General features: G+C 40.2%; 27 protein-coding genes and 2 other annotated features. Of the genes, 3 read left to right on the top strand and 24 right to left on the bottom strand.

The features are described 5' to 3' along the window. Positions 1-13: 13 nt before the first annotated feature. Positions 14-919, bottom strand: coding sequence for a UDP-N-acetylmuramate dehydrogenase (gene murB, locus ACLN19_RS04055; RefSeq protein WP_413383554.1), 906 nt, complete (start codon positions 917-919; stop codon positions 14-16). A gap of 267 nt (positions 920-1186) precedes the next feature. Here murB and ACLN19_RS04050 point away from each other — a divergent pair, with 267 nt between their 5' ends. Continuing rightward, positions 1187-1651, top strand: a complete 465-nt coding sequence (locus ACLN19_RS04050) for a DUF1836 domain-containing protein (protein WP_413383552.1) — start codon at positions 1187-1189, stop codon at positions 1649-1651. After that, on the top strand, positions 1620-2276 hold the full coding sequence (gene trhA / locus ACLN19_RS04045) for a PAQR family membrane homeostasis protein TrhA (RefSeq protein WP_413383550.1): 657 nt from the start codon (positions 1620-1622) through the stop codon (positions 2274-2276). The genes ACLN19_RS04050 and trhA overlap by 32 nt, the downstream gene beginning before the upstream one ends. 26 nt (positions 2277-2302) lie before the next feature. Here the strand turns inward: trhA and msrB are convergent, their stop codons facing one another. From msrB to ACLN19_RS03945, 20 genes are all read right to left on the bottom strand, one after another. Continuing rightward, positions 2303-3247, bottom strand: a complete 945-nt coding sequence (gene msrB, locus ACLN19_RS04040) for a peptide-methionine (R)-S-oxide reductase MsrB (RefSeq protein ID WP_413383548.1) — start codon at positions 3245-3247, stop codon at positions 2303-2305. Positions 3248-3551: 304 nt separating this feature from the next. Beyond that, a complete protein-coding gene (locus ACLN19_RS04035; RefSeq protein WP_413383546.1) occupies positions 3552-4130 on the bottom strand; it encodes an aminodeoxychorismate/anthranilate synthase component II in 579 nt (192 codons plus the stop codon). A gap of 424 nt (positions 4131-4554) precedes the next feature. Next, positions 4555-5151, bottom strand: coding sequence for a ribosome biogenesis GTP-binding protein YihA/YsxC (gene yihA, locus ACLN19_RS04030; protein ID WP_413383544.1), 597 nt, complete (start codon positions 5149-5151; stop codon positions 4555-4557). Positions 5152-5160: 9 nt separating this feature from the next. Beyond that, complete coding sequence (clpX, locus tag ACLN19_RS04025; protein WP_413383542.1) at positions 5161-6390, bottom strand: ATP-dependent Clp protease ATP-binding subunit ClpX; 1230 nt, start codon at positions 6388-6390, stop codon at positions 5161-5163. A 45-nt stretch (positions 6391-6435) separates the two neighbouring features. Further along, complete coding sequence (locus ACLN19_RS04020) at positions 6436-6606, bottom strand: hypothetical protein (protein WP_413383540.1); 171 nt, start codon at positions 6604-6606, stop codon at positions 6436-6438. 2 nt (positions 6607-6608) lie between these two features. Then, positions 6609-7115, bottom strand: a complete 507-nt coding sequence (locus ACLN19_RS04015) for a dihydrofolate reductase (RefSeq protein WP_413383538.1) — start codon at positions 7113-7115, stop codon at positions 6609-6611. A gap of 87 nt (positions 7116-7202) precedes the next feature. Further along, positions 7203-8042, bottom strand: a complete 840-nt coding sequence (locus tag ACLN19_RS04010; protein ID WP_413383536.1) for a thymidylate synthase — start codon at positions 8040-8042, stop codon at positions 7203-7205. Between the two features lie 122 nt (positions 8043-8164). Then, positions 8165-8356: a helix-turn-helix domain-containing protein gene (locus ACLN19_RS04005; RefSeq protein ID WP_413383534.1), complete on the bottom strand. Its 192-nt coding sequence runs from the start codon at positions 8354-8356 to the stop codon at positions 8165-8167. A 118-nt stretch (positions 8357-8474) separates the two neighbouring features. Further along, complete coding sequence (gene rpmA / locus ACLN19_RS04000) at positions 8475-8768, bottom strand: 50S ribosomal protein L27 (protein ID WP_018164419.1); 294 nt, start codon at positions 8766-8768, stop codon at positions 8475-8477. 22 nt (positions 8769-8790) lie between these two features. Next, entirely contained in the window at positions 8791-9123 is a 333-nt protein-coding gene (locus ACLN19_RS03995) for a ribosomal-processing cysteine protease Prp (protein ID WP_413383531.1), read from the bottom strand. Between the two features lie 5 nt (positions 9124-9128). Continuing rightward, positions 9129-9443 carry a 50S ribosomal protein L21 gene (gene rplU / locus ACLN19_RS03990; protein ID WP_413383529.1) on the bottom strand — a complete coding sequence of 105 codons (315 nt, stop codon included), beginning with the start codon at positions 9441-9443 and terminating at the stop codon, positions 9129-9131. Positions 9444-9460: 17 nt separating this feature from the next. Beyond that, positions 9461-9535 (bottom strand) — a sequence feature (ribosomal protein L21 leader region). Between the two features lie 120 nt (positions 9536-9655). After that, a complete protein-coding gene (gene ilvD, locus ACLN19_RS03985) occupies positions 9656-11362 on the bottom strand; it encodes a dihydroxy-acid dehydratase (RefSeq protein ID WP_413383527.1) in 1707 nt (568 codons plus the stop codon). Positions 11363-11384: 22 nt separating this feature from the next. After that, the gene (locus tag ACLN19_RS03980) at positions 11385-11726 is read right to left on the bottom strand and encodes a metal-sulfur cluster assembly factor (protein ID WP_413383525.1); all 342 of its coding nucleotides are present in this window, start codon (positions 11724-11726) and stop codon (positions 11385-11387) included. Positions 11727-11794: 68 nt separating this feature from the next. Next, complete coding sequence (locus ACLN19_RS03975; protein WP_413383523.1) at positions 11795-12346, bottom strand: GNAT family N-acetyltransferase; 552 nt, start codon at positions 12344-12346, stop codon at positions 11795-11797. Next, positions 12327-13496, bottom strand: coding sequence for a CapA family protein (locus tag ACLN19_RS03970; protein WP_413383521.1), 1170 nt, complete (start codon positions 13494-13496; stop codon positions 12327-12329). The genes ACLN19_RS03975 and ACLN19_RS03970 overlap by 20 nt, the downstream gene beginning before the upstream one ends. 103 nt (positions 13497-13599) lie before the next feature. After that, the gene (rplT, locus tag ACLN19_RS03965) at positions 13600-13959 is read right to left on the bottom strand and encodes a 50S ribosomal protein L20 (RefSeq protein ID WP_413383519.1); all 360 of its coding nucleotides are present in this window, start codon (positions 13957-13959) and stop codon (positions 13600-13602) included. Between the two features lie 48 nt (positions 13960-14007). Further along, positions 14008-14208 (bottom strand): 50S ribosomal protein L35, encoded by a 201-nt coding sequence (rpmI, locus tag ACLN19_RS03960; RefSeq protein ID WP_413383517.1) that lies wholly within the window; start codon positions 14206-14208, stop codon positions 14008-14010. Positions 14209-14246: 38 nt separating this feature from the next. Next, on the bottom strand, positions 14247-14777 hold the full coding sequence (gene infC, locus ACLN19_RS03955) for a translation initiation factor IF-3 (protein ID WP_413383515.1): 531 nt from the start codon (positions 14775-14777) through the stop codon (positions 14247-14249). A 14-nt stretch (positions 14778-14791) separates the two neighbouring features. Further along, positions 14792-14919 (bottom strand) — a sequence feature (ribosomal protein L20 leader region). 20 nt (positions 14920-14939) lie between these two features. Then, complete coding sequence (cmk, locus tag ACLN19_RS03950) at positions 14940-15623, bottom strand: (d)CMP kinase (protein WP_413383513.1); 684 nt, start codon at positions 15621-15623, stop codon at positions 14940-14942. 11 nt (positions 15624-15634) lie between these two features. After that, positions 15635-16162, bottom strand: a complete 528-nt coding sequence (locus tag ACLN19_RS03945) for an SAG1386/EF1546 family surface-associated protein (protein WP_413383511.1) — start codon at positions 16160-16162, stop codon at positions 15635-15637. A 45-nt stretch (positions 16163-16207) separates the two neighbouring features. Between ACLN19_RS03945 and ACLN19_RS03940 the strand changes: the two genes are divergently transcribed. After that, on the top strand, positions 16208-16405 hold the full coding sequence (locus ACLN19_RS03940) for a ferredoxin (protein WP_413383509.1): 198 nt from the start codon (positions 16208-16210) through the stop codon (positions 16403-16405). On the opposite strand, the gene ACLN19_RS03935 is transcribed toward ACLN19_RS03940, so the two are convergent. From ACLN19_RS03935 to ACLN19_RS03925, 3 genes are read right to left on the bottom strand one after another with little or no spacing between them, the layout of a single operon-like run. Next, a complete protein-coding gene (locus tag ACLN19_RS03935) occupies positions 16392-16883 on the bottom strand; it encodes an EbsA family protein (RefSeq protein ID WP_413383507.1) in 492 nt (163 codons plus the stop codon). The genes ACLN19_RS03940 and ACLN19_RS03935 overlap by 14 nt on opposite strands. Positions 16884-16898: 15 nt before the next feature. Next, on the bottom strand, positions 16899-18122 hold the full coding sequence (gene pepT / locus ACLN19_RS03930; protein WP_413383505.1) for a peptidase T: 1224 nt from the start codon (positions 18120-18122) through the stop codon (positions 16899-16901). 31 nt (positions 18123-18153) lie between these two features. Continuing rightward, the gene (locus ACLN19_RS03925; protein WP_413383503.1) at positions 18154-20613 is read right to left on the bottom strand and encodes a bifunctional DnaQ family exonuclease/ATP-dependent helicase; all 2460 of its coding nucleotides are present in this window, start codon (positions 20611-20613) and stop codon (positions 18154-18156) included. Positions 20614-20693 lie beyond the last annotated feature (80 nt).

Raw genomic sequence — 20693 nt, 5'->3', positions numbered from 1 at the left:
CCTCCACAGGACGCTAATGGTCCACTCTTTCTCCAATAATTCTTACTTCAGGCTCTAAGGTAACACCAGAATCATCCTTAACCTTAGCAATCACCTGCTGAATCAAGTCTTCATAATCTCTGGCACTACCCTCAGCGACATTAACCATAAAGCCAGCATGCTTTTGACTGACTTCGACACCACCCACACGAAGTCCTCGAAGTCCTGCGTCACTAATGAGTTTACCAGCAAAATAGCCCACGGGTCGTTTAAATACCGAACCACACGACGGATACTCTAGCGGTTGCTTAAGGGCACGTAGATGATTTAGCCTGTCCATCTCTTGACTGATTTGCGTAAAATCTCCTGGCTTGAGGGCAAATTTCGCCGAAATAACAACACAACCTTGCTCTTGTAAAACAGAGTGGCGATAGCCAAATGCCATCTCTCGATTGTCCAAGGTCTTTATCTCACCGTTTCTAGTCAAGACGCGTACTGATAATAAGATATGAGCGATCTCACCACCGTAAGCACCAGCATTCATATACACAGCTCCGCCGACACTACCTGGAATACCACAGGCAAACTCAAAACCAGTCAAACTATGAAAACGCGCAACGCGCGTGGTCTCGATGAGATTAGCTCCAGCCTCTGCTTCAATCACATAACCATTGACCGTAATTGCATTGAGCTTATCAAACATGATAACAAAACCGCGAATACCTCCATCACGAACGATGAGATTACTAGCATTGCCAAGGACAAGCCAATCAATCCCATAGCGATTGGCAAAATCAACAATACGCACAAGCTCATAGCGATTTCTAGGAAAAGCCAAAAAATCAGCTGGCCCTCCAACCTTGGTATAAGTATATTTTTTCAAAGGTTCATCAATACGAATATCAATCCCTTTTAATTCCTCTTGTAATTTTTCTAACATACACAGTAAAGTAGCTGGGACACATGTCTCAGCTTTCCTTCATTTTATTCTATAAAGTGGTCAAAGACCTAACTTCATTATATCAAAAAAAAAGCGATATGAACACCAGAGAAAAGAGGAATATTTTATCAAAGCCTATAAGCTCTGATAAGACTACCACGCTATTCTCTTTTTAAAATACCTATTTTACCATCTTCTTTCTTGACAAATAATTTCAAAGTTTATATAATCTAGTTATCAATACTAGATGACAGGAGTTTTGTTATTATGTCTTATCATTATCCTAGCTGGGAAGAGCTCCCTGCTATTGATCTGTATCTCGATCAGGTCTTACTCTATGTCAATCAAGTGACACAAAGTAATATCGCTAGTGACAAGGGGTTGACCGCTTCGATGATTAACAATTATGTCAAGCATCAACAACTGACAAAACCTATCAAAAAAAAGTACAATCGCAAGCAACTGGCTCGCTTGATTGTCATTACTACACTAAAAAACGTCTTTTCCATTCATGATATTAGCCAGACCTTAGCGCTTTTGACTAGCCATAACCGCTCAAAAGAGAGCTATGATAGTTTTGTCGCTTGTATGAATGGAGATGAAAGTCACAATTTACCTGAAGTGGTCGTTGCGGCTTGCCAGACCTTAAAGCTCTACCATCATACACAGCAATTGGTCAAAGACCTAGAAGGAGCGCCACATGAGTCCAGCACGATCTCTAAAATTAAGTAAACCTCTTACCTTTGGCGAAGAAGTTGCCAATAGTGTCACCCATGCTATCGGAAGCCTAGCCATGTTGATTTTACTACCTTACACGGCCATATATAGTTTTCAACATTATGGTTTGGTAGAGTCGATTGGGATGTCGATTTTTGTCATTAGTCTCTTTTTAATGTTTTTATCATCGGCTATCTACCACTCCATGTCTTATAATTCCCCTCAAAAATATGTCCTACGCATTATTGACCATTCCATGATTTATATTGCCATTGCAGGGAGCTACACCCCTGTTGCTCTATCTTTAGTCGGAGGATGGTTAGGATACACTATTATCATCTTACAATGGGGAACCACCGTCTTTGGGATTCTTTATAAGATTTTTGCTAAACGTATCAATGAAAAATTCAGCCTCTTCCTCTACTTGATGATGGGATGGTTAGTTATTTTTATCCTCCCTGCCTTAATCACTAAAACATCTCTGACTTTCTTGATGATTATGCTTGCTGGAGGGCTAGCTTACACCATCGGAGCCGTCTTTTATGCACGAGGACGTGCTTATGATCATATGATTTGGCATCTCTTTATCATGCTTGCCTCAGCCCTTCACTATATGGGTATTGTTTACGTTATGCTCTAAAAAGAGTCAGGTTAAACCTGACTCTTTTAATCTTGAAATAGTGCTAATAAGGACTCGTAACCTTGCGAGGCCATCTCAGCTTTAGGAATAAAGCGAAGAGCTGCTGAATTGATACAATAACGTAGCCCCCCAAGCTCACTAGGACCGTCTTCAAAGACATGACCTAGATGGGCTTGTCCTACCTGGCTTTTCACTTCAATACGATTCATACCATAGCTCTTATCCTCATGATAAGTGACTACTTCTGGTGCAATACTGCTTGCAAAGCTAGGCCAACCACAGCCACTCTCAAACTTATCCTTAGAGCTAAAAAGAGGCTGTCCTGTCGTGACATCAACATAGATACCTTCATCAAAATGATTCCAAAAGTCATTTTGAAAAGCGGGTTCTGTCGCTGACTCCTGCGTCACAGCATATTGATTGGGAGTGAGACGTTCTTTAAGCTTCTCCTTGGTCTCTTTATGATAATCAAGGCTATCAATCAAAGGTTTTTCTGCCAACGTCACATCGATATGACAATAGCCATTTGGATTTTTTTGAAGATAGTCTTGATGATAATCCTCAGCTAAAATATAGTGTCTTAACGGCTCCACTTCAACAGCTAAGCTTTGCTGATACTTAGCACTTTGCTCTGCCATGACTGTCTTGATAATCGGCAGTTGCTCTGTCTCATCAGTGTAGTAAATCCCTGTACGGTATTGACGTCCTCGGTCATTGCCCTGACGATTGACAGACAAGGGATCAATCACACGAAAATAATAAGCCAACAACTCATACAAGCTAACTTGCTGCTCATCATAAGTGATATGTACAGTCTCTGCATGATCAGTCTGCTTTAAAAGATGATAATTGGTCGTCTCGACATTGCCGTTGGCATAGCCTGAGGTTGTATCCAGCACCCCCTTGATACGTGCAAAATACTCTTCTAATCCCCAAAAACAACCGCCCGCTAAATACAAATCTTGTGTCATAAAAAGCCCTCCTTTTCTCAATTGTACCATAAGAGCGCCCAAATGAAACGCTAAAGGCTTGATAAGGAGATGATTACTCTTTTGAGATGATAAGTGCTAGGCTTTTGGCCATAAAAGTAACGATTACTTATTTTTCACTTGTATAAGACTTGAACAATGGCAGAACCTACAATGATATCATATAAGAGCGGCGTAAAGCGTCTGACCTCTATTGCGTTAATCTAGAGAGATGATTATCTAAAGCGGTTAACTCTATTGCAGTAACTCATTTCAAAAACACTTCTTTCAGAAATCTTTCCCATCCTTAAGCCTGTTTTCTTTTTGTCACCAAGGTTAAAAAATTTTCCACCATCTTCATTCCCTCATCAGTGCCAATGGACTCTGGATGATACTGCAAACCATAAATGTCTAGCTCTTGATGTTGAATAGCCATGATTTCCTGATCATCAGCTGTTCTTGCCGTCACTTCAAAGGCATCTGGCATCTGCGAAATAACAATCGAGTGATAACGCATGATAGCCGTTTCCTTCTCAACTCCTTCAAAAATAGGGGACTCTCCTTCAATCAGCATTTGACTTTGCTTACCGTGCATGACATGTTTGGCTAAATCAAGCCGCCCTCCAAAAGTCTCAGCAATAGCTTGATGTCCAAGGCAAATACCTAACATAGGCTTTTTTCCAGCAAAATCTCTAATCAAGGCTTCCATCTGCCCTGCATCAGCTGGCCAACCAGGCCCTGGGGAAAAGACTAGAGCATCTGCTTTTTGAGCCGTCTCATACAAGCGCTCATCGTCATTACGTAAGACGATAACTGTCTCAAAACGGCTAATATATTGCTTAAGGTTAAAGGTAAACGAATCATAATTATCAATCAATAAAATCATACGATCTCTCCCGTCTGTATAAATGCTCTTCTTTATGTATAGTCTTTTCAAAAATATTATTATAGAGGACAGACTATCTGTTACAATATTTTCCCACAACAATGGTTTTACCTGATAAAAAATACCCCCACACAGAAATAAACTTCTGTACGAGGGCATATAGAACATACGGTGCCACCTCACTTGACACTGAACTACCTCTAAATAACGAGTGCCCTCTCTTATCGTCCAACAAACAAGTCACACAATAAGGAGCGCCTAACAAATTAATGAAGACATTTATTTGCAAACATTATACACAACTAAAAAAGAGTTTGTCAAGACTTTTGCTTTGTATTTGCTCAAAAAAGAAATCCATTCTCAAACAATTCACAAAACACGAACATTATCCTTCTATGACACTAAAAAATGGGCTATAAGCCCATTATAAATAATCTAAAATCGTGTCCCAAGCGTCATCCAAACCAGTCCTATCAACGGATGAAAATAAGATGAAGGCATCCCCTTTTTCAAATTGTAATTGTTTCTTTATGATAGCTTCGTGTTTGTTCCATTTACCACGCGGGATTTTATCAGCCTTAGTCGCCACTATGATGACAGGAATGTCATAATATTTAAGAAATTCATACATCTGAATATCATCTCGACTGGGCTCATGTCTCAAATCAACTAAGCTAACGACTACTCGAAGATTGTCACGTGTCACCAGATATTCTTCAATCATCTTGCCCCACTTGGCACGCTCACTCTTAGAAACCTTGGCATAACCATAGCCTGGAACATCGACAAAGCGCAATTTATCATCAATATTGAAAAAATTGAGCAACTGTGTCTTACCAGGTTTGCTTGAGGTTCTAGCTAGATTTTTACGTCCTAAAAGGGTATTGATAAAGCTTGATTTACCAACATTAGAACGCCCTGCTAGAGCCACTTCTGGCAAGTCATCCTGTGGGTAGTGGGACTTGTTAGCTGCGCTCAATAACAGAGAAGCATTATGCGTATTAAGATATTCTTCAGCCATAAGCACTCCCTAAGCCGTCTCAAGGACAGGCTTATCTGTCCCTTCTACGGCTTCTTTAGTAATACGAACCTTGGTGACTCCTTCTTGGCTAGGCACTTCAAACATCACATCTAGCATGGTCTCCTCAATGATTGAGCGCAATCCTCTTGCACCTGTTTTACGCTCAATAGCCTTATCTGCAATCGCAATCAGAGCATCTTTGTCAAATACCAATTCCACACCATCATAAGATAAGAGGGTTTGGTATTGTTTTACGAGAGCGTTCTTTGGTTCAGTCAAGATACGTACTAAGTCATCTGATGTCAAGCGCTCAAGCGCAGCCACAACTGGCAGGCGACCTATAAACTCTGGAATGAGCCCAAATTTTTGAATATCTTCTGAGATAATTTCTTGCATATAAGACGCATCGTCGGATAATTGACGATTGTTCTGCCCAAAGCCGATGACCTTCTCACCAAGACGTTGTTTGACGATATCTTCAATACCATCAAAGGCACCACCTACGATAAAGAGGATATTTTTAGTATCAATTTGAATCATCTCTTGGTTAGGGTGTTTACGTCCCCCTTGCGGTGGAACACTAGCCACTGTTCCTTCGATAATTTTAAGAAGGGCTTGCTGAACTCCCTCACCAGAAACATCACGTGTAATAGAGACATTTTCCCCTTTTTTAGCAATTTTATCAATCTCATCGACATAGATAATGCCGCGTTCTGCACGTTCTATATTAAAATCAGCTGCTTGAATCAGTTTTAAGAGGATATTTTCAACATCTTCTCCCACATAGCCTGCCTCTGTCAAAGACGTCGCATCTGCAATCGCAAAAGGAACATTAAGACTTTTCGCTAATGTTTGCGCCAAAAAGGTCTTTCCAGAGCCAGTAGGACCTATCATCAAGATATTTGATTTTTGTAGATCAACGTCTTCTTCATCTTGGCTTTCAGAAAAACTAACACGTTTATAGTGATTATAAACAGCTACTGCTAAAGCTCGCTTAGCTCTGTCTTGACCGACAACGTATTGGTTTAAAATCGCTAAAAGCTCCTTTGGTTTTGGAACTTCTGCTAAATCTTCTAATACCTCTTCTGCCAATTCTTCACGAATGATTTCTTGTGTTAGAGCAACACATTCATTACAGATATAGACATTGTTGCCTGCAATTATCTTTTTAACTTCATCTTGACTTTTTCCACAAAAGGAACAATTTACTTTTACATCGTTAGCTCTATTTCTAACCATTGTTTCTCCTAAATGATTGATATATTGATATAGTATCTTCGTTTGTTAAAAAAAACTTCCATAAAAAGCTTGGATAGTAGTCACCAAATTGGAAAAGCTATTTAGTAAAAAAATCACTCCTAGCCCATAACGCTTTTTACGAGCTGCGACTACGGCTAAACAAAGACAGATAACGGTCAAAAAAGCTGTAAAAAGACCAAATAAACTTTTTTCCATAACTATCTTTTCTCTCCTACGATATATGTTTGGACAGTAAAAGGATAAGCATTTGCCTCATCAGCCTCATAATAGCTCTCACTTTCCTTGACAAAAGCACTTTTTGACAGACTAGGAAAAGATCTATCTCCTTCAAAATGACCGTGAACTACTGTTTTGATAGCTGCATCATAATAACCATCAAAAGCCGCATAAACCTTGGCGCCACCAATAATATAGAGGTCTTTCTCTTGTGTCTTGAACCACTCAAGTGCTTCTTCTACACTATGGACTACAAGGACCCCTTCTGCCTGATAAGACCTATCATGGGTCAAAACCAGGGTCACACGACCAGGCAAGACCCGACGTTTCATCCCTTCAAAAGTGACACGTCCCATCAAAATGGCTTGATTCATGGTTGTTTGTTTAAAATGTTGGAGTTCCTTTGGAAGATGCCAGGGCAGACGATTATCACGTCCAATCACACCCGATTCATCCTCTGCCCAAAGGGCTATCACTCTTGATGTCATCTTCGCCTCCTTTTTGATTTCTATTATTGTAACAAAATCTCAACAAAATTGCTGAGATAAAGTTATGGTTATTAACTTTCCTTAACATTAAATAGCCAAGTCAAAACTTAATTGGGGTTTAACAGGCTCATAATCCACTAATTCAAAATCCTCAGGCTTAATGTCAAAAAAATCTGTCCCATCAGGCACATTAAGGACTAATCGTGGTTGACAATCAGTCTCAACACGTCTAAGCAATTCTTCTGCTTGGTCAAATTGATTGTCATAAATATGAAGATTATTAACAAAATAAAAGAACTTTCCTAACTTCCAGCCAAAATGCTTGGCAATCATCATCTGAAGCGCGACATACTGCATGGCATTGATATGATGAGACACCAACATATCATTGGAGCGTTGGGTTAGGGTTGCATCAAGGTAGATCTCACCATCAACGCGTCTGACATCATACATAGTCTGAAAAGCACAAGGCAAAAGCCCATCAGTCTCTTCAAACGCTTCATAATCCCATAAAGAAATAACATTACGACGATTCCAAGGGTTCTCCTTTAATTGTTGGAGAATTTTTTGGATAATGGCATGCTTTTTGACCACTGCCCCATAGCGCTGTCCAATGGTACCTGTACCATCCACTTCCCACTCATTCCAGTATTTGACTTGATACTTATCATTTAACAATTCAAGGCTATTAGATTGATCTTGATAAATCCAAAAGATTTCACGAATGGCACTTTTTATAGGGATAGGACGTAAGGTCGTGATTGGGAACTCCCCTTTACTAAGGTCATACTCAGCAAAAGCACCTGTAATATACTTAGAATTAGCTTGCCCACCTGATTGATAGGTTGGACGGGCATTTTCAGAAAAAACACCTTCTGACATAATCTTTCTAATATTATGCTTAAAAATAGTATCTGCTTTTGTCATAACTGTCCTCCAAAAGATTATTTTAACAAAAAAGTGAGCGCTTTGCTACTAGCAACCTCCAAAAAGCGCTAAATACAATACTGTAGTTCAGAAAAATATCACCCTTAACAGTATGTTTAGGCTTATAACGCTTGACTCTTAGCATACTCAGTCAGCTTAATAACATTATCATAAGACATACCACCTATTTTGGTTACACCATTTGCATAATTGGACAACGTCTGCTGAGAAATACCCGTCACTTTTGCTATCTGATAGCGAGAATGACTTGTCAGTAAAAGCAGTAACTCTTCTTTTGATAATACTTCAATCATATTTACCTCTTTTCAACCTAAACCATAGTTTCTAACCAATACGATTCAAATAGTTTTCATATAACAAAATAAGCTCTCCTAGATATCTAGGAAAGCTTAGTTAACGAACGTTTAAGGCTTATTTAGCGATAGGGTAAACAGAAACTTGTTTTTTATCGCGACCTTTACGCTCAAAACGAACAACGCCCTCAACTTTTGCAAAAAGGGTATCATCTCCACCGCGTCCAACGTTGGCACCTGGATAGATATGTGTACCACGTTGACGGTAAAGGATTGATCCACCTGTTACAGTTTGACCGTCTGCAGCTTTAGCACCAAGACGTTTTGCTTGTGAGTCACGTCCGTTAGATGTAGAACCTCCACCTTTTTTGTGGGCGAAGTATTGTAAGTTTGAAAGATTAAGTTTAATCATGAGTTTTTCCTTTCGTTGAATCTTAGTGAATGATAGGTTTTTTGACATAATTTCCTTCATTTTCAGACAAATTGGTCAAGCCAATCACGACTGATTCAAAAAGAGTCTGCCAAATCCTACACTCTTCTTCTGTCAGGTCATCTGGTCGCCTAACGACGAGATAACCGCCATCATCAACACTATCAACAACAGGCGTCTGTTTCGTCATTAACTCCACTGAATTGATAAAGTTAAAAGCTAAGACAGATACCGATGCACAAATAATATCAAAGCCATACTCACCGCTACCAGCATGACCTGTGATTGTCATCTCAGACCAGCCCTTAGCATCCCTTGTAAATATTGCCTGAATCATTGTTTTTAAGCGTTGATAGCCTTAATCACTACTTTTGTATAAGGTTGACGATGACCTTGTTTACGGTGGCTACCTTTTTTAGGTTTGTACTTAAATGTAACAACTTTCTTTTGTTTTCCTTGTTTTTCAACAGTTCCAACAACGCTAGCACCTTCAACAACAGGTGTACCAACTTTAGTTGTTTCTCCACCGACAAGAACGACTTGGTCAAATGTCACTTCAGCGCCTGCTTCAACGTCCAATTTTTCAACGTAGATAGCTTGACCGACTTCAACTTTTACTTGTTTACCACCAGTTTTGATGATTGCATATGTGCTCATGATGCACCTCCTATAATATTTTGGTGAAGACTCGCCTTGCACTGTGAGTATCGTACTGCTTAAAGACAGTGTTCGTGCGGTTGCACAGGATGTGCATAAGTCAACAGCTATTATTCTATCATACTTCTAGAGAACTTTCAAGATTTTTGGCCCAACTATTCTAAACATTTTATTGACAAAAAGATAGGCACTCTCTTAACACAGTATATAGCCTACTTTTTAGTATCATCTGGACGCCAAAAGTCTGTGATAGCTCCTTTAGCCGATGATGAGACGATATGAGCGTACTTACCAAGAACACCTCGTGAATAAAGTGATGGAATCGTCGTCTCAGCTTTTCGCTTATCAAGCTCTTCTTGAGATACTTTCATGGTAATCTCTTTAGTATCTTGATCAACAATAACCGTATCACCATCCCTTAGATAAGCAATAGGACCGCCTACCTGTGCTTCTGGAGCAATATGCCCTACCACCAGACCATACGTACCGCCAGAGAAACGCCCATCTGTCAAAAGACAGACTGACTCGCCCTGTCCTTTACCGACAAGAATAGACGATAAAGAGAGCATCTCAGGCATACCAGGACCACCTTTTGGACCTACATAGCGAACAACAACAACATCCCCGTCAACAATCTCATCAGCTAGTACAGCCTTAACAGCATCTTCTTCACTGTTAAAGACCTTGGCTGGCCCTTCATGACGACGCACCTTAACCCCAGAAACCTTAGCTACTGCACCATCTGGGGCAAGATTGCCTCGTAAGATAATCAAAGGTCCATCTTCACGTTTTGGCTTATCAAGTGGCATAATGACTTTTTGACCTTCTTTAAGATCTGGGGCACTCTCTAGATTCTCCGCTAGCGTTTTACCTGTACACGTCAAGCAATCTCCATGAAGATAGCCATTTTGGTAGAGATACTTCATCACTGCTTGCACGCCACCGACATTATAGAGGTCTTGGAAAACATATTTTCCTGATGGTTTAAGATCAGCTAAGTGAGGTACACGCTCTTGAAAATCATTGAAATCATCCAAAGTCAAATCAACATTAGCTGCATGCGCAATAGCCATCAAATGTAGAATCGCATTGGTCGATCCGCCAAGTGCCATAACAACTGTAATCGCATTTTCAAAGGCTTTTCGTGTCATAATGTCTTTTGGTGTAATACCCATCTCAAGCAACTTGACAACAGCTCGACCCGCTTCTTCGACATCGCGCTCTTTTTCTTTAGATTCCGCAGGATGAGACGATGACCCTGGAAGACTCATGCCCATCGCTTCAATGGCAGATGCCATGGTGTTTGCCGTGTACATTCCTCCACAGCCACCAGGACCAGGACAAGCATTACACTCGATACGACGCACTTCCTCAGCACTAAGATCCCCATGATTCCAACGTCCTACCCCTTCAAAAACAGACACCAGATCAATATCTTTTCCGTCTAAATGACCTGGAGCAATAGTACCACCATAGACAAAAATAGCTGGAATAGCTGTGTTAGCAATTGCAATCATAGAACCTGGCATATTTTTATCACAACCACCAATAGCCACAAGTGCATCGCAATTATGACCGCTGACGGCTGCTTCTATGGAATCTGCAATAATATCACGTGATGGTAATGAAAAGCGCATCCCTGGTGTCCCCATAGCAATCCCATCTGCTACGGTAATAGTTCCAAACTGAACAGGCCAGGCACCTTCTTGTTTAACTCCTTTTTTAGCCAATTTCCCAAAATCATGCAAATGGATATTACAAGGTGTATTTTCCGCCCATGTCGAGATGACACCTACAATAGGCTTGTCAAAGTTGTCATCAGTCATTCCAGTTGCACGCAACATAGCACGGTTTGGAGAACGTACCATGCCATCATAGACGTGACTTCTAATACGAAAATCTTTTGTTTCTTCTGTCATTTTAGTCTCCTTTTTTCACATATTACCTTGGGCTAATACCTAGAGTGATTCTTCCAAGACGGCTGATGCGTGTCATTTTCCAAACAGGCTTCCACACCACCTCAACTGTCACAGAAGAAATCTCCTCAATCTCTCCTAAGACCTTCACCAACTCAGCAGGTAATGTCTCCACACACGTACAGCTCGCCTCAGTGAAAGTAATGACGAGATGACAATGCCCCTTCTCGTCCAAATCAATTTCATAAATCAAGCCAAGATTGTAAACGTCTAATTCGATTTCTGGATCATAGACGGTCTGCAACTTCTCGACTAGCTTGTGGCTAATCGCAGCGGCTCTAGTATTTATCTTAATATCATCTCTCATGTCATCACCTCTCCTTAATTCTTGCTATCTATTATACCATACAAAATAAAGATTTTTCAGAAAAATCTTTATTTTGTTATTTTTGTAGGAATAAGGTGTGCAACAGCATCTTTAAAGACCTTCTCTAAAGCTTTCTTATCTTTGATTGGTCGCGTCGAAAGAACCGTATAGCGCTCTTTCTTTTCGTGATAAGTGTACGGGGTTGCTTTAAAACCATTACGCTCGTAAAAAGCGAGACGCTTGAGACGTTGCTGATAATTCGCAGCTGACTCATCCAAAGGTTCAATGGTCAACACGAGAGCTCTATCTCCTGCTTTAGCTTTAAGACTCTCTAATATCTGTGTCCCATAACCTTGTCCTTGATACTTATCATTTACTGCTAAAAAGAGAACATAGACATAGTCTTGTGACATATAAGTATAAGAAAAGCCACAAAAGGCATCTTTATCATAATAAGCGTCAAAATCTACTTTATGCCGATAAGCTCCTAAAGTCAATAAAACATAAGGCAGACGCTCTTCCTTGGGAAAGGAATGATAGTAGAGACCTTTCACATCAGCAGAGCTAGCAGTCATCAATCGTACTTGTTTTGTTTTCATATCACCATTTGAGGTTGACATGCTCAACCATTTCCTGATAAGCGGTATCAACCCTCTCTTTCATTGTATCATCTAGTTCATTGCGGTATTTTCCACCCTCAATAAAATCTTCCAACACTAAGGTACGGTAGTTGTAAAGGTCGTATCCTTCGCTACCTACACTCCCTTTAGACCATGCCCAAACCATTGTCGGATGCGCTTTGACTGTCTCGATAACCGTTTTTTGTCCTGTCTTTTTAAAGGTGATATCCATCAATAGCCCTCGCTCTGTCCAACTATTATCAACTGTCTCGAGTCTTTGATTAGAGAGAAAATTGCCCATGGAGTATATAATAAATTTTTTATCGCCATCTTTCATCACGGTTTCAGCAGGTTCTACTACATGTGGATGCCCACCAAAGATGACATCTGCTCCCCAATCAATCATCTTATGGTACAAAGTGACTTGATCATCAGTTGGCTCTAACTGGTACTCTACACCCATCTGTGGCATAACGATAGTGACATCAGCCAAACGCTCAGCCTTTTTGATCTCTTCCTCCATCTTAGCCTCATCCAAATCTGACAAATGCTTGTTGTATTCTTCTTGTGTTAGATTAGCTTCCATACCATTATAACCATAAGCATAACCCAAAATAGCTATTTTAATCCCATTGACATCCTTTATTAAAATAGGTTCACTTTGCCTATCAGTAGCATAGATACCGATAGTATCCAAACCAAGCTCTTGGAAGAGTTGGGCTGTATTTAAGGCACCATCTAAGCCAGAATCTAGGATATGATTATGCGCCAAATCAATCACGTCGTAACCAACATCTCTCAGTGTATAAGCGATATCCTCAGGAGCATTAAATAACGGATAGCCTCCTAACGGATAGTCTTGCCGAATCGTCCCCTCATAATCACCAAGCGCTAAATCAGCTTCTTCAATCCAAGTCTTAATATACTTAAAATAAGGTCTAAAATCATAGCTACCATCATTTTTTTGCGCACTAGCATAAAGGACATTATGAATCAAAATATCACCATTGGCTACAACTCTAGCTGTCTTGGTATCATGATGACTAGCTTTTGACAGCTCTTTACTAGCCGTCATATCCCTAAAAGCACCAATTGCTAATAAAACCAACAGAGAGGCTAAAGCTAAAACAGTCGTCCATTTGTATTTCATTGCTAATCCCTCCTAATACCTTTATTATAGCATAGATAAAAGGTAATTCAAAAGTCACATCTGCTCTAAAAATAAAAAGCCTAAGTTATCTTAGGCTTTAGTTTTATTTAGCTAATTTTGCTTTAGCTGCATCTGCAAGAGCTGTAAAGGCTGCTGCATCGTTAACTGCCAAATCAGCAAGCATTTTACGGTTAACTTCGATTTCAGCTAATTTCAAACCATGCATCAATTGTGAGTATGACAAACCATTCATACGAGCTGCCGCATTGATACGTGTAATCCACAATTTACGGAAATCACGTTTTTTCTGACGACGGTCACGGTATGCATAGTAGTAAGAGTTCATTACTTGTTCTTTTGCTGTACGGAACAAGATGTGTTTTGCACCATAGTAACCTTTAGCTAATTTTAAAACACGTTTACGACGTTTGCGTGATACAACGCCACCTTTAACACGAGCCATTTATATATCCTCCGAATTTTATAATATGATAATACTAGTCGTCTAGGCTTATTTCATGCGAGTAAGCATAGATTTGATACGTTTAAAGTCTCCAGCAGATACCATTGAAGCTTTGCGAAGATGACGACGTTGTTTTTTAGTTTTACCGTGGAAACGGTGTGATGTGTAAGCGCGGAAACGCTTCAAACCACCAGAACCTGTACGTTTAAAACGTTTAGCTGATGCGCGGTGTGTTTTTTGTTTTGGCATGATAATTTCTCCTCTGATACTAAATAATTAAGTGACAATTATTTCTTGTCTGGAATTGGTGCAAGCTGCATGAACATTTGACGTCCGTCCATCTTAGCTCTTTGCTCAATAATAGCAATGTCTTGGGTTGCTTCAGCAAAATCAGCCAATACCTTTGCTCCAATTTCTTTATGAGTAATCATACGTCCTCTAAAACGAATGGAAACCTTAACTTTGTTTCCTTTCTCAAGGAACTTACGTCCATTACGGAGTTTTGTCTCAAAGTCCCCTTTATCAATTACAGGGCTTAGACGAATCTCTTTGACCGTTACAACGCTTTGTTTTTTACGTTGTTCCTTACGTTTTTTTTGATACTCAAATTTGAACTTACCATAGTCCATAATTTTCGCAACAGGTGGTGTAGCTTGGGGCTGAATAAGGACCAAATCAACATTTGCATCATCAGCAATAGCTTGCGCTTCTGACAGTGGTTTGATACCCAATTGTTCACCATCAAGACCAACTAGACGAACTTCGCGAACACGAATCTCATCGTTAATGAATAGATCTTTCTTAGCTATGATCTTCACCTCTTCATATTTTTAGAGAAAAACGAAAGCGGACTTGACAAACCAAGTCCGCACTACAGTTATCGTTTCACTAGAAACTTTGACTTGTAGAGCCAGACAACGTTAGTCGCAAGGCGAGAAGCTCTCACTTCTGCTTTTCTCATTGTTACTAGTATAGCATGACTAATTCATGCTGTCAATCTTTTTTTGCGCTTTTTCTTTAATAAAAGCTACAACACCCTCTATGGAGACTCCTGTCGTGTCAAATATAATGGCATCACTAGCAGGTTTTAGGGGGGAGATAGCCCGATGACTATCCTTATAATCACGCGCCGCAATTTCTGCTTTCAAGGTCTCTAAGTCACAAGCAATCCCCTTTTCTATATTTTCCTTAAAGCGACGCTCAGCTCTTTCCTCAACAGATGCAACCAAGAAAATCTTTAATTGGGCATCAGGGAGGACAACTGTACCAATATCACGTCCATCCATGATAATGGCACCATCTTTGGCAATACGACGCTGCTGCGCCACTAGTTCTTGTCGAATCTCAGATAAAGCAGCAATTTTTGAGACAGCATTAGTCACATCAGGTTGTCTAATCGCTAGAGTGACATCTTCTTCCCCTAGAAAAACACGCTGGCTTCCGTCATCGGCACTTGCAAATGAAATGGGTGATTTTCTTAAAACCTCTAAGATAGCTTCTACATCTGTCTCATCAAGATGATACTTTAGCGCCAAGTATGTCGCTGAACGATACATGGCTCCTGTATCCAGATAAGTGTAGCCAAGGTCTTTAGCAATCAACTTAGCCACCGTACTTTTTCCGCTAGAGGCAGGTCCATCAATAGCAATACAAATAGATGTCATAAGGCTCCTTACTAGTTGATATAAACTTGATCACCAGGATTGGCATACCAATAACCAAGTGTCATATGATCTGGATTAAGTGCTTGAAGTTGAGCGACAGATATACCTGCTCTAGCAGCAATAGAAGCAGCACCTTCACCAGCTAAAACGGTAATTGTTGAACCATTTGAAACCGTAGATGAAGTTGACGTTTCTACACTTTCTTCTGTGCTAGGTTCACTAGCTTGACTGCTCTCCTCACTACTTGATTCTTGGCTTTCTTCTGCGCTAGATTGGCTAGCTTGACTGGCTTGGCTGGAGCTTGAACTTTGACTCACCACAGAGCTTGACGATGAGCTAGCTCCTGCAAAACCTGCTGTTTCTGTCGCCTTATCACCACCTCGATTTGAGGTATAAAAGACAATAAATAATATCGCTACAACAATAATGAAAAAGACACTCAAGATACCTGTAATCCAAGATGTGCTAATAGAATTACGACGTGAACGTGATTCCTCCTTTGTGTCAACCATTTTTTCTTCCCATGGTTCCTTAGCCATGCTATCCCCCTTGTTAAATTGATAAAATCATATTACAATAGTTATATGAAAGTAAAGATTACGCCAGAAAAATGTATCGCTTGTGGACTTTGTCAAACCTACTCATCTCTTTTTGATTATGACGATGAAGGTATCGTCTTATTTTCAACGACTGATGATAAGGAATGCCAAGTTCCAGATAGCGATAAGGATACGCTGCAAGCTGTCAAAGCTTGCCCTACCAAAGCTCTTACGATTTTGTAAGAGCTTTTTTATCCTTTTGATAAGCTTTAAAATAGTCTAATTTGATGAAATTATCAATCAGCTCTACCTCCCCAGCAAACGCTGGATTGATGACAAGAGCATCAATAAAATACTTCTTAGGCCACTTGCGCATGTAAAAGCTACGCTTACTTTGCCCTTTGATATAAAGCGTTAGCGTAGAGCGTGTCACCTCGACTTTAGTAATATCACAAAGCGCTACTCGTGATTTTTTAAAGATGTTGAGTGAGACGATATTGAGTATCCCATCATCTTCAATGATAAAGTAACGATGAAAACCTGCTCCAATCAAAACAATAAATAAAGCAAATAAAATAAGGGCTTGTCTAGAAATTTCGAGTCGCTCAAAAATCAAGGCAGAGCCAATAAAAATTGGAATAAAGGCAATAGACCAGTAAATAATCAACCAAGACAGCTCAGGCTGCCAATGGTATCTTATTTTCCCAAAGAGTTTAATCATCTAAGACCCCTTTTATTACTCAACTTCTTTAGCGATACCAACGATAACATCGACTGCTTTTGCCATAGTTTCAAGGCTGACAAACTCAAAACGGCCATGCATATTTTCCCCACCAGCAAAAAGGTTAGGTGTTGGAATTCCCATAAAGGAAATCTTAGAGCCGTCTGTCCCTCCACGGATTGGCTCGATAATCGGTGTAATATCAAGTTCTTTCATCACTTTTTCAGCCAAATCCACAGGCGTCATATCTTTTTCAATGACTTTTTTCATATTGTAGTATTGGTCATAGAGCGACACTGTCACGCGCGGGCTATCAAAAGCGTCATTCATCTCTTTGGCGATAGCTTCAACACGGGCTTTACGGGCTTTGAAAGACGCATCTTCAAAATCACGGATGATATAGCTACTTTTAGCCTCCTCGACATTACCTGCCATCTCTAGTAAATGGTAAAAACCTTGGTAACCATCTGTCTTTTCAGGTCTGTCGTCTTCTGGCAAGCGATTATGAAAATCAATAGCCATTTGAAGAGCGTTGATCATCTGATTTTTGGCTGTTCCAGGATGGACATTGCGTCCCTCAAAGGTCAATTCAAGACCTGCAGCACTAAAGGTTTCATATTGCAACTCTCCTAGTGGACCACCGTCAACAGTATAAGCAAAATCCACATCAAAATCAGCTACATCAAACTTATCGGCACCGATGCCGATTTCCTCATCAGGACCAAAACCGACTCGAATCTCACCGTGCTTTATCTCAGGATGTTGATTTAAATAATGCATAGCTGCCATAATCTCAGCAATCCCTGCCTTATCATCTGCTCCTAAAAGCGTATGCCCATCTGTTGTAATCAACGTCTGATCATGATAATGCTCTAAAGCTGGAAAATCCTTGGGATCTAGCTGATAGCCAGATTGACCAAGCTCAATCACACCACCTTTATAATCAACAATCTGAGGGTTGACCCCTTCAGCGTTAAAATCAGCTGTGTCCATATGCGCAATAAAGCCAATCTTAGTCTTAACACTCTCATCTGTCGCAGGAAGAGTCCCTACAATATAGCCATTTTCAGGGAGATAATGCACATCAACAAGACCAATAGCCTCCATTTCAGGTTTTAATACCTTAAGGGCAAAATCAACCTGACTTTGTGTTGTTGGTGTTGTTGTACTGTCTGGATTACTTCTCGTATTGATTTTGACATAGGTCAAAAAACGCTCTAGTAAATCTGGATACTTCATAGTTAAGTCACCTCATTCTCATTACATACTATTATAACAGAAATTTTTCTATCTCTACCAATGATTTGTCAAAATTTTGACAAGAAATCTCATAATCTTTTTCCAGCGCTTCTAAAACAAATGGCGCATAAGACTTGGTTACGATACGCTTGTCTAATACCAATACAGCTGAGCGTTGCGTCGTACGACGCATGGTTCTACCGATAGCTTGCCTTAGTCTTAACAACATGGCAGGTAAAAAATAAGCTGAAAAAGCTTCTTTACCTTGCTTAGTGAGATACTCTGTGATTTTTTTAGAAAAAGCATCAGACGGATTATCAAAAGGCAGACGTGTGATCACCTCAATCATCCTATCGGCACTCACAAAATCGACACCTTCCCAAAAAGCACCCGTAGCCAGGAGTAAAAGAGACTCCCCCTTATCAAAGCGTTGCTTGACATTTTGAGAAGGACCATTTTTATCCTGAGTCAGATGCTTAATCTCCCACACCTCTAACATTTCTGATACCTCTAGCATGGTTGCTTTATTAGTAAATAAGACTAAAATCGGATGTCCCAAAGCTAGTAATGATTTGAGACGCTGTGCAATAGCTGTGATATACTCCTCGTCTTTTCCCCTAGGCACATCAGGCATCGTCTCATCAATAAACAGCTTTTGTTGCGCTAGCTTTTCCTTAGAAAAACAAATCAACTCAGCCTCACTAAAACCTAGTAAGTCAGCTAAGCTGACTTCTTGACTAATGGATAGGGTCGCTGATATAAAGTAACATTTTTTGGTCTCAGGTAAAAAGCTTGGAAAATGAAGGAGCTCACTAGTGGCTGCTTGCAATACTACCACTCTCTTATCCTCTAAGTTATCACAACTAAACCAAAAACTACTGTATCGCTCATCAAAAAGTGCTCTTAAGGCATCAAGTGGCGCACTGGACTCTGCGATCAGCTCTCGGATGTTCTTGACATGCTCAATTGCTATTTCTGAAATCTTAGTCTTATGGTAGTGTTCTACGAGATAGGACAACTCAAAGATTAAACTCTCCAAAATACGCTTTTGGAGCACATCCTGACAGGTCTTTGATAGCTTTGATAAGTCCTCAAGAAGACTTGTCATATCAAGACGTTGGCGTGAAAACTGATCGAGACGACTGACCAAGGTTTGTGCCTCATCAAAAACAAGGTACTTTCCTCTAGCAAAAGCCTTATCATCTTGGACTCGCTCTAAAAAATAAGCATGATTGGTCACTAAAAGTGGGGCATATTTTGCCTTTTCATACTGACTAAACCAAAAATCAAACTCGGAAAATAAAGAACTAGAGGCTAGCTGACCATCGTGCCTTAGACGATCAAAATAACTCTCAAAACGATGTTTTTGCTTGATTTCATCCAAATCTCCTGTCCTAGTCTCTGTCAACCAGACTAACAGGTGCATTTTAAAACGGTTGATGAGTCGATTATCACTCACCTCTTGTAAGCTCTGGTAAAAGGCATCAAGCTTGATATAATTCCTAGGTCCCTTTAAGCTAATCGCTTCTATACCAAAAACATCTAAAATAGATTGTAGCTCTTTTGCCATGAGCTGGTCCTGTAGGATTTTAGTCGGAACCGAGATAATCAGCTGCTCATCAAGACGACTAGCTAATAGTGCCAAAAGGTAAGCATAAGTCTTTCCAATGCCTGCTTGCGCTTCTATAAAAGTAGGTGCCTGTGTGGTGAGCTGCTTAGTGATAGCGTCTGCTACCATACTTTGTAGCGGACGTGCCTCCAAGGATAGCTGAGCCATATTGAGCGCAAAGTCCTCTGACAAGACTTTTGGTGTGAGGCTTTGATGGGGACGATAAAGGACTAGACCGTGACAAATCTTGTAGTCAGGATTATCAAGATAATGAGCTTTCTTATAAGCTTCATCCAACAGCATTCTGCTTTCAAACAGTAAATTATCAGCCAAGACTAAGAGCTGTCCTAAGACTTCTTTTGGCAGGCTTTGAGCTTTTTGTTGCAAACGTAAAAAAAGCTGCGCTGTCGCATAAGCATCTGCAATAGCTGTATGAGCTTGCGACAAGTCTAAACCCAAGACCTCTGCTAGATAAGCTAAATTGTACTTATCATAAGTCGGATATAAGAGCTGCGCTAGCTCCACAGTATCCATACGAGGCGTCCGCAATTCATAGCCCTCTAAAAAAAGCTGCTCAGCTAACAAATTAGCATCAAACGTGACATTGTGCGCGACAAAAATACAATCTTCTATCAACTCAAAAATCTGAGCTGCTACCTCTCCAAAATCAGGAGCCAAACTTAGTTGTTCATCACTAATCCCTGTCAGCTGAACGATATGTTCATCTAATGTTTCGTGGGGGTTGACATCTGTACTGTACGTTTTAGTAATGCGATCACCTTCGATGATAACAATGCCTACTTGGATAATAGCTGCCTGACTTCCTGCTGAAGTCGCCTCCAAATCAACGACAGCATATTTTTGTTTTTCTTTGTTGACCATAACATTACCATTATAGCACTCTTTTTCCCATCTGAACAATAGAAACCCTAGCCTAAAAGGACTGTTTTTTTCTGCCATTT

Source organism: Streptococcus lishijunsis (assembly GCF_047290665.1).
Taxonomy (GTDB): Bacteria; Bacillota; Bacilli; order Lactobacillales; family Streptococcaceae; genus Streptococcus.
Note: the sequence above shows the minus strand (reverse complement) of the source record. Positions and strands in the feature narration are given on the sequence as shown.

Excerpts from the sequence above, each read along its gene's own strand:
- rplT (WP_413383519.1), bottom strand. The coding sequence starts at position 13,959 with ATGGCTCGTGTTAAAGGTGGCGTTGTATCACGCAAACGTCGTAAACGT.
- murB (WP_413383554.1), bottom strand. The coding sequence starts at position 919 with ATGTTAGAAAAATTACAAGAGGAATTAAAAGGGATTGATATTCGTATT.
- ACLN19_RS03975 (WP_413383523.1), bottom strand. The coding sequence starts at position 12,346 with ATGTCAACCTCAAATGGTGATATGAAAACAAAACAAGTACGATTGATG.
- ACLN19_RS04035 (WP_413383546.1), bottom strand. The coding sequence starts at position 4,130 with ATGATTTTATTGATTGATAATTATGATTCGTTTACCTTTAACCTTAAG.
- msrB (WP_413383548.1), bottom strand. The coding sequence starts at position 3,247 with ATGACACAAGATTTGTATTTAGCGGGCGGTTGTTTTTGGGGATTAGAA.
- ACLN19_RS03945 (WP_413383511.1), bottom strand. The coding sequence starts at position 16,162 with ATGGCTAAGGAACCATGGGAAGAAAAAATGGTTGACACAAAGGAGGAA.
- yihA (WP_413383544.1), bottom strand. The coding sequence starts at position 5,151 with ATGGCTGAAGAATATCTTAATACGCATAATGCTTCTCTGTTATTGAGC.
- ACLN19_RS04005 (WP_413383534.1), bottom strand. The coding sequence starts at position 8,356 with ATGATTGAAGTATTATCAAAAGAAGAGTTACTGCTTTTACTGACAAGT.
- cmk (WP_413383513.1), bottom strand. The coding sequence starts at position 15,623 with ATGACATCTATTTGTATTGCTATTGATGGACCTGCCTCTAGCGGAAAA.
- ACLN19_RS03935 (WP_413383507.1), bottom strand. The coding sequence starts at position 16,883 with ATGATTAAACTCTTTGGGAAAATAAGATACCATTGGCAGCCTGAGCTG.
- ACLN19_RS04015 (WP_413383538.1), bottom strand. The coding sequence starts at position 7,115 with ATGACATCAAGAGTGATAGCCCTTTGGGCAGAGGATGAATCGGGTGTG.
- ACLN19_RS04020 (WP_413383540.1), bottom strand. The coding sequence starts at position 6,606 with ATGGAAAAAAGTTTATTTGGTCTTTTTACAGCTTTTTTGACCGTTATC.
- ACLN19_RS03980 (WP_413383525.1), bottom strand. The coding sequence starts at position 11,726 with ATGAGAGATGATATTAAGATAAATACTAGAGCCGCTGCGATTAGCCAC.
- pepT (WP_413383505.1), bottom strand. The coding sequence starts at position 18,122 with ATGAAGTATCCAGATTTACTAGAGCGTTTTTTGACCTATGTCAAAATC.
- clpX (WP_413383542.1), bottom strand. The coding sequence starts at position 6,390 with ATGGTTAGAAATAGAGCTAACGATGTAAAAGTAAATTGTTCCTTTTGT.
- ACLN19_RS03925 (WP_413383503.1), bottom strand. The coding sequence starts at position 20,613 with ATGGTCAACAAAGAAAAACAAAAATATGCTGTCGTTGATTTGGAGGCG.
- rpmI (WP_413383517.1), bottom strand. The coding sequence starts at position 14,208 with ATGCCAAAACAAAAAACACACCGCGCATCAGCTAAACGTTTTAAACGT.
- ilvD (WP_413383527.1), bottom strand. The coding sequence starts at position 11,362 with ATGACAGAAGAAACAAAAGATTTTCGTATTAGAAGTCACGTCTATGAT.
- ACLN19_RS03970 (WP_413383521.1), bottom strand. The coding sequence starts at position 13,496 with ATGAAATACAAATGGACGACTGTTTTAGCTTTAGCCTCTCTGTTGGTT.
- ACLN19_RS03995 (WP_413383531.1), bottom strand. The coding sequence starts at position 9,123 with ATGATTCAGGCAATATTTACAAGGGATGCTAAGGGCTGGTCTGAGATG.
- ACLN19_RS04050 (WP_413383552.1), top strand. The coding sequence starts at position 1,187 with ATGTCTTATCATTATCCTAGCTGGGAAGAGCTCCCTGCTATTGATCTG.
- trhA (WP_413383550.1), top strand. The coding sequence starts at position 1,620 with ATGAGTCCAGCACGATCTCTAAAATTAAGTAAACCTCTTACCTTTGGC.
- rpmA (WP_018164419.1), bottom strand. The coding sequence starts at position 8,768 with ATGATTAAACTTAATCTTTCAAACTTACAATACTTCGCCCACAAAAAA.
- rplU (WP_413383529.1), bottom strand. The coding sequence starts at position 9,443 with ATGAGCACATATGCAATCATCAAAACTGGTGGTAAACAAGTAAAAGTT.
- ACLN19_RS04010 (WP_413383536.1), bottom strand. The coding sequence starts at position 8,042 with ATGACAAAAGCAGATACTATTTTTAAGCATAATATTAGAAAGATTATG.
- ACLN19_RS03940 (WP_413383509.1), top strand. The coding sequence starts at position 16,208 with ATGAAAGTAAAGATTACGCCAGAAAAATGTATCGCTTGTGGACTTTGT.